Raw genomic sequence first — 6870 nt, 5'->3', positions numbered from 1 at the left:
TTAAAGTGCTTTCTTTTTTCTGTCTACTATAGGGGGATCATCTCAACCGCGGGGCTCTATTTACGTGTTGTCGTCCGCGCCCTTCCTTATTGACGCTGGCATCGGATGTGTGGTGCGGTTTATTGTTTTAAGTGAATCCCTTCTAAAGGGTCCGATGTCTTTTCCTGCCCCGGGTGCGATCTTTCCCATTGGAAGCTGCTCCAATTCTTTTCCTCTTGGCATCCTGATACCCCCTTTTGCCTTATTGTTTGCTAAGAAGGAGTGTGCCTATTCTTTTTCAGATGCTACTTTCCCTGGAAGGGAATTCTTGCGGGCCCTTGCTTCCGCCAATTTCGGTAGCCTGTCTTTCTTCCACCGGGTTCATATTTCGCCATTGGTTTTTTTCTGAAAACTTCCCGTAAATAAGGGTGTCCATCCTGATTTGGATGCTTTAGGAGCGCCATTAATTGCAAAATGTCGTCCATTGCCCTATGCTGCTGGACCCCGGAAATTCCATGGGCCTTCAAAAGGGAAAGAAGGCTGCCGCTTGGGAAGCCGTATTGCTTCCAGGGAATATGCCTCATTGTGCAGTACCATTTTAAATCGTTTACCTCCGGGTACATATGATAGAGGAAACTTCTGTCAAAAGATGCGTTATGGGCCAGCACTGAATCCGGATATGAAAACAGCTTTTTAATCTTTTCATCATCAAACGCTTTTCCCTCCACAAGGCTAAATGGGATTCCGTGTACCCTGAATGCGCCAGGATAATTGTGGATCGCCGCCGAAGATAGCGGCTCGCGAAGGAACGATGCCTCCTCGAGAGTATCCATTATCTCCCCTGTTTCTTCATCATATGTAAATAGTATAAGACCCAGTTCGATGATTTCATCTGCTCCCGGCTTAAGACCGGTTGTTTCAGTATCCGCCAGAAGGCCCGTTTTAATTTTTCCGGCCATAGTAGCATCCCCCTTGCAAAATAGGCTTCCTAAACGCCCAGTTAATGGCTATTGTACACTTTTGCCTGGCATTTGTCTTTCGTTTCAATCTTGGGGTTCCTTTGCACCTCTTGTTTGGCTTGGGAACAAGAAATAGTTAATTTTTTTTTTAAAAGAAGCGCCTTTCCAATAATTCGATTATACTTGGAATAGAAAATAAAATCCGTTAGGAGGAATACCATGAATAACCATGAAATTGATTACAAGCTTTATGGGGATGATATGCAATTCGTTGAGGTTGAGCTAGACCCTAATGAAACGGTTGTTGCCGAGGCCGGAAGCCTGATGATGATGGAAGACGGCATTTCGATGGAAACCATTTTTGGGGATGGTTCAGGTGGGAACGGCGGCCTGATGGGGAAGCTTTTCTCCGCCGGAAAAAGGATGCTGACAGGAGAAAGCCTGTTCATGACAACGTTCACGAATGTCGGAAGCGGAAAACGCCATGTTTCCTTCGCATCCCCATATCCAGGAAAGATCATTCCAATGGATTTAAGTGAACTTGGCGGGAAAATTATTTGCCAAAAGGATGCATTCCTTGCGGCCGCGAAAGGCGTCTCAGTTGGGATTGAATTTCAACGGAAAATCGGCACCGGTTTCTTCGGGGGCGAAGGTTTTATTATGCAAAAGCTTGAAGGAGACGGATTAGCCTTCGTCCATGCGGGAGGAACCATCCATAAAAAAGATCTCCAGCCTGGAGAGGTATTGAGGGTCGATACGGGCTGCCTTGTCGCCATGACAGCAGGCGTAGACTATAATATCGAATTTGTAAAAGGAGTAAAAACCGCGTTGTTTGGCGGCGAAGGCCTTTTCTTCGCGACGCTGAGGGGACCGGGCTCCGTTTGGGTCCAATCCCTGCCATTCAGCCGCCTTGCAAGCCGTGTATTTGCAGCCTTGCCTCATAGGGGCGGGGCCCGAGACGAAGGAAGCCTGGCAAAGGGCCTATTCAACATCCTTGATGGCGATTAATCTAAAAAAAGATCTTGTGTACAGTCCTTTGCCGTGGTACAATAGCAAAGCGATGAGCTGAATTGTGTAAGCCGGGGAACATTCCTTTTTGGAACATGCGAATGTGGCGCGTGGTTCCCCGCCTCAATACGCAGAAAGGCGCCTGTCCTTGTGACAGGCGCCTTTCCTTTTATAGATTTGCAAGGAGTTTGCTGAGCAGTTCGCTAGGGGTTATAGTTGCGTCTCCGCCTCCCTGGGCGAACGTTTCGTTTCCTCCTCCTCTGCCATTGATCAATGAAAGCGCACTGTTAACAGCTTCTTTGATGTTCCCTCTTGCATCGCTGCTTTTTGCGCAAACGAGTTGAAGCTTGTCCCCATTTTTCGCAATAAGCACTGCCTTCGTTCCATTCTCTTCCATAACAATGGCTCTAGCCAGTTTCTGAAGTTCCTGGATCGGCCTGTTTTCAAACAAACCAGTGACTGGAAGATCCGTATTTTCCCTGTTCAGACGCATTTGGCTTGCTTCGAAGGCGATAAGCTTATCATTTGCTTCTTCCAGCTTTTTTTCCAAAGCGTTTTTCGTCTCCAAAAGCTTAAGTATTGCAGCTTCCATTTCTTCCTGAGGAGCATTTAATAGCGGAGTAAGCTTGCCGAGTATATGATTTTTCTTTGAAAATTGGCGGAAAGACCTGTTTCCGGCAACAAAACTGACTCGATATTTTTTCTTCTCCTTTTCTATTGCAAGGATTTTTATCATCCCCACCTCACAGGTTGAGGAAGGATGGGTGCCGCCGCAACCGTTGTAATCGAAATCGGGAATAATGACAAGCCGGATATCTTCCTCCACGGCCAAAGATTTTCTCAATGGCAGTTTTTCCGCTTCCTCCTTTGTCACCCACCTCGTTTCAATCGGGCGATTTTCGAGGACAATTTGGTTTGCCAGCTTTTCGGCTTCCTCAATGTGGCTGCTTTCGAGTGCGCTTGTATCAAGGTCAATCGTTGATTCTTCCCTGCCCAGATGGAATCCGACCGTCCTCAAAGCAAACAGATTGTCAAATGCGGCTGACAGGATATGCTGGCCGGTATGCTGCTGCATGTGGTCGATTCTCCGTTCCCAGTCAATTTTTCCTTCAACGAGCCCATTCTCGGCATCAAGGCTTGAGACGAGGTAATGGCGGATTTCCCCATCCACCTCCTCCACTCTGTTTACTTCTATCCCATTCAGCAATCCAGTGTCATATGGCTGCCCGCCACCTTCTGGATAAAATCCTGTCGATTCCAAAACGGCATACCATTCTCCATTTTCATCCTGTCCCTGATTAATAAGGCTCGTTTGAAAAGAAGCCAGATAAGGATTTTCATAATATAACTTTCTCGTCATTGCGCGCCACCTCTGTATGTACTTAACCATTACCAAGTCCCAAATGATTGTTGAAAGCCTATATCCTGATTATATTGCCTGGCTCCTTAAAAAGTCGATCGCCTGGCTCGTGTTCGTGAATGTCCCTCGTGCCTTGATATCATTTCTGGCATTGACGGCGTACACTGCGATTTCCGGCCTAATTCCGGTGATGGCAATAGAGATTCCAAGAAGCTTAAATCCCTTGATCAAATTATTGAAGACTTTTCATCCATTCAAGCATCCCCCTTTTTGAACAATACTACCATATACCAAAAGTGATAATTACGTCTTTTCATATTGCATTGAAAAATAAAATTTAGAAAAAAGAAAACCCCCGGGCTCTTCCAGAGGTTCAAATTCCATGGCTTTTTGACTCATCACGTATATGGTTCATATGCGACTCGACATAAGCTCTTTCCATTCCATTGATATTCCTTGTATTACGTTCAGGGTCAAGATCTGTGATTCCTTTCTTCTTGTATAAATAGTCCACAATGAAGCCGAAAACCAAAAGAACAGCTGCGAAAATGAAGATGAACAAGATTAGCACAGCATCACCCCTTTTCTAACATTATACTATAGTAACGAAACCAAACGTAATCATAAGAAACCCAAAAAAATAGGTCACGTAATGTTCATTATTTGTGAAATAGTGAGCAAGGATTTATTCGTATAATGAAATTGTAAAACATTACGTAGAATGGATGATAAAAATGGCCAAGTTGCTTTATATTTCAGCAAATCCAAAAGGTCCGGAGAAGTCGAAAGGAATGCAGATTGGTGAGGCTTTTTTGCAATCTTTCACCGACGAACAACCCGAAATCGAAATTACAAAAATTGACCTATTCCAGTTTGACATGGTGCGGATGGATGCGGATCTAATCTCAGCCCGCGGTAAACTAGCGGGTTATGGAATGACGTTCGAAGAGCTTACTGAACAGGAAAGGGCCAAAATCTCCAAAATGCATGGCCTGGTCGATGAGTTTATCCAATACGATTACTTTGTGTTCGTTTCGCCTCTTTGGAATTTGGGCTCCCCGGCGGTGCTGAAAACATTCCTTGACAATTTATTTGTATCAGGCAAGACATTCGTCCACACAGCGAACGGCCCAAAAGGATTGCTATCCGGAAAAACCGCCATCCACATTCAAACAAGGGGCGGCATGTACACCGGGCTGCCAATGGCGGAGCTAGAATCTGGAGACAGGTATTTGAAAATCGCCCTTCGATTTCTCGGAATCCAAGTACTAGATCCGGTGATTGCAGAAGGCCTGGATGCATTTCCTAAAAAAGTACCGGAAATTGTTGAAGATGCTAAAGTGCGGGCCACGGCCGCCGCTAAAGATATGGCTCGCAAATCGGTCTTCATTTAAAAAACAAAATCGGAAGCTGGCTCCATAATTGGTGCCAGCTTATTCTTTCTCCCCTTTCCTCGCTGCAACCTTTGCAAAAATGGCTCTATTAAGTTTCGGTGCTTAATTTTACATCATAATTTGGTTTTTTCCTCTTTTTTAGCTAAAAAAGAGGAAATTAAAAAAGGCCCTTCGGAGGACCTGTTTTAATGTATATCTCTCTTTTTGAAACGACCGCCCCTAACTTCCGAAATATCAGCAAGCGCAAGGAAAGCAGAATTGTCATACCCCTGGACAATATCCTTTAATTTTGCCTCTTCCAGCCGGGTAATGACACAGAAGATTACTTTCTTATTGTCACCCGAAAAAGCGCCTTCACCTTCCAAATAAGTGACTCCCCTCCCAAGGCGGTGAAGGATTGCATCCCCTATTTCCTGGTACTGATCGCTGATAATCCAAGCAGATTTTGATTCCTCAAGGCCCTCGACAACCACATCGATTGATTTGAAAGCAATGACATACGCTAGGATGGAGTACATTGCCCTGTCCCAGCTGAAGACAAATCCAGCAGCGCCAAGGATGAAAATATTGAAGAACATAATGATTTCACCAACAGAAAAAGGTGTTTTCTTCGTTATCAGAATGGCCAGGATTTCCGTGCCATCAAGGGCCCCTCCATATCGGATAACCAGCCCGACGCCAACCCCAACGGCCATTCCCCCAAAAACGGTCGCCAACAGAATATCATCCGTAAACGCTGGCACCGGATGAAAGAGGGCAGTGAAAATGGATAAGGCCGTAATCCCGAATAACGTAGAAAAGGCAAAGGTTTTGCCAATTTGTTTGTACCCTAAATAAAAGAATGGAATATTGAGGATAAAAATAAATAAACCGAGGCTGATGCCTGTAACGTGGGAAAGCATAATGGAGACACCGACAATTCCTCCATCAATGACCTTATTCGGGACAAGAAATATTTCCAGCCCGACTGCAGTCAGTACGGCCCCTACAAAGATCCCTATGGTCCTTGCCATGACCTGGACTCTAGTAAGCCGTTTATGTGTGGCCTTTTCCTGTATTAAATCTGTCATTCATGAACCTCCTTTTTTCTACATAATTTAATTATACAGGAACAAAGACCGCCTAACCCGTATAAATTCCTTTTTTCGGTAAAATTTTTTTAGCGCATACTACCGTGTTGGGATATTTTTTTACCAGAGGGTTTATTCCAAGCAGAAAAAGGTCAAAACAGTATTGAGGACTTTTTTAAAGGAGGCAGGATCATGGAGAACCTAAAGGAAATCAGGTACTGCGAAAACTGCAAGCAGGAAACGGTGCATCTTGCCCTTGAAGACTCGCTTGAGATTGAATACCACTGCGCCGTATGCGGACAGAACACGGAAGTATACAAAAATTATTTTTAACCGAATGCGGGGGCCTTTCCATTGGGATGGTGGGCCTCCCTTTTTTACTTTTCCAACCTCATTCTAGGCCATTGACCGATGTCTTGGGCGTGGAGCTATTGAGATTGGATTCCAAGTGTGATTTATTATGAAAATGAAATCTGATTTTGCTCTTTGGTTGTCACGAATCTGTGTCTATCGTGACGGCTAAGCCGGATTTTGGCCATCTGTTGTCACGAATCCCGGCTTAGCCTGACAACGAAACCGGATTTTCGTCTTCTGTTGTCACGAATCCGTGCTTATCGTGACAACGAAACTGGATTTANAATGAAATCTGATTTTGCTCTTTGGTTGTCACGAATCTGTGTCTATCGTGACGGCTAAGCCGGATTTTGGCCATCTGTTGTCACGAATCCCGGCTTAGCCTGACAACGAAACCGGATTTTCGTCTTCTGTTGTCACGAATCCGTGCTTATCGTGACAACGAAACTGGATTTAGGCCTTCTGTTGTCACGAATCCGTGCTTATCGTGACAACGAAACCAGATTTTGCCCTTTGGTTGTCACGATTCCCATCTATCCTGACAACGAAACCGGATTTAGGCCTTTGGTTGTCACGAATCAGTGCTTATCATGACAACGAAACCGGATTTTGCCCTTTGGTTGTCACGAATCCAATCTTATCGTGACAACGAAACCGGATTTAGGCCTTTGGTTGTCACGAATCCGTGCTTATCGTGACAACGAAACCGGATTTTGCCCTTTGGTTGTCACGAATCCCATCTTATC

At 44.9% G+C, this 6870-nt stretch carries 9 protein-coding genes; 3 read left to right on the top strand and 6 right to left on the bottom strand.

Annotation, left to right across the window (positions count from 1 at the left end):
- Window positions 1–60: 60 nt before the first annotated feature.
- Window positions 61–222 carry a hypothetical protein gene (locus RB160_RS04600; protein ID WP_316569022.1) on the bottom strand — a complete coding sequence of 54 codons (162 nt, stop codon included), beginning with the start codon at window positions 220–222 and terminating at the stop codon, window positions 61–63.
- Window positions 223–284: 62 nt separating this feature from the next.
- On the bottom strand, window positions 285–938 hold the full coding sequence (locus tag RB160_RS04595) for an exonuclease domain-containing protein (RefSeq protein ID WP_316569021.1): 654 nt from the start codon (window positions 936–938) through the stop codon (window positions 285–287).
- A 219-nt stretch (window positions 939–1157) separates the two neighbouring features.
- On the opposite strand from RB160_RS04595, the gene RB160_RS04590 reads away from it, so the two are divergent.
- Window positions 1158–1946 (top strand): TIGR00266 family protein, encoded by a 789-nt coding sequence (locus tag RB160_RS04590; RefSeq protein ID WP_316569020.1) that lies wholly within the window; start codon window positions 1158–1160, stop codon window positions 1944–1946.
- Between the two features lie 169 nt (window positions 1947–2115).
- On the opposite strand, the gene RB160_RS04585 is transcribed toward RB160_RS04590, so the two are convergent.
- The 3 genes from RB160_RS04585 to RB160_RS04575 all read right to left on the bottom strand — a co-directional run bounded on the left by RB160_RS04585 (window position 2116) and on the right by RB160_RS04575 (window position 3877).
- Window positions 2116–3306: an alanyl-tRNA editing protein gene (locus tag RB160_RS04585; RefSeq protein ID WP_316569019.1), complete on the bottom strand. Its 1191-nt coding sequence runs from the start codon at window positions 3304–3306 to the stop codon at window positions 2116–2118.
- A gap of 69 nt (window positions 3307–3375) precedes the next feature.
- Complete coding sequence (locus tag RB160_RS04580; protein ID WP_316569018.1) at window positions 3376–3537, bottom strand: STAS domain-containing protein; 162 nt, start codon at window positions 3535–3537, stop codon at window positions 3376–3378.
- A gap of 142 nt (window positions 3538–3679) precedes the next feature.
- Window positions 3680–3877: a hypothetical protein gene (locus RB160_RS04575; RefSeq protein WP_316569017.1), complete on the bottom strand. Its 198-nt coding sequence runs from the start codon at window positions 3875–3877 to the stop codon at window positions 3680–3682.
- Window positions 3878–4040: 163 nt separating this feature from the next.
- Here RB160_RS04575 and RB160_RS04570 point away from each other — a divergent pair, with 163 nt between their 5' ends.
- The gene (locus RB160_RS04570) at window positions 4041–4700 is read left to right on the top strand and encodes an FMN-dependent NADH-azoreductase (RefSeq protein WP_316569016.1); all 660 of its coding nucleotides are present in this window, start codon (window positions 4041–4043) and stop codon (window positions 4698–4700) included.
- A 185-nt stretch (window positions 4701–4885) separates the two neighbouring features.
- On the opposite strand, the gene RB160_RS04565 is transcribed toward RB160_RS04570, so the two are convergent.
- Complete coding sequence (locus tag RB160_RS04565; RefSeq protein WP_316569015.1) at window positions 4886–5770, bottom strand: YitT family protein; 885 nt, start codon at window positions 5768–5770, stop codon at window positions 4886–4888.
- A gap of 192 nt (window positions 5771–5962) precedes the next feature.
- Between RB160_RS04565 and RB160_RS04560 the strand changes: the two genes are divergently transcribed.
- On the top strand, window positions 5963–6103 hold the full coding sequence (locus RB160_RS04560; RefSeq protein WP_316569014.1) for a hypothetical protein: 141 nt from the start codon (window positions 5963–5965) through the stop codon (window positions 6101–6103).
- Window positions 6104–6870: the final 767 nt, after the last annotated feature.

Origin of the sequence: Neobacillus sp. YIM B06451 (assembly GCF_032667185.1) — a bacterium.
In the GTDB taxonomy this organism is placed as follows: domain Bacteria; phylum Bacillota; class Bacilli; order Bacillales; family Cytobacillaceae; genus Bacillus_D.
This window is presented reverse-complemented; position numbering and strand designations above follow the sequence as displayed.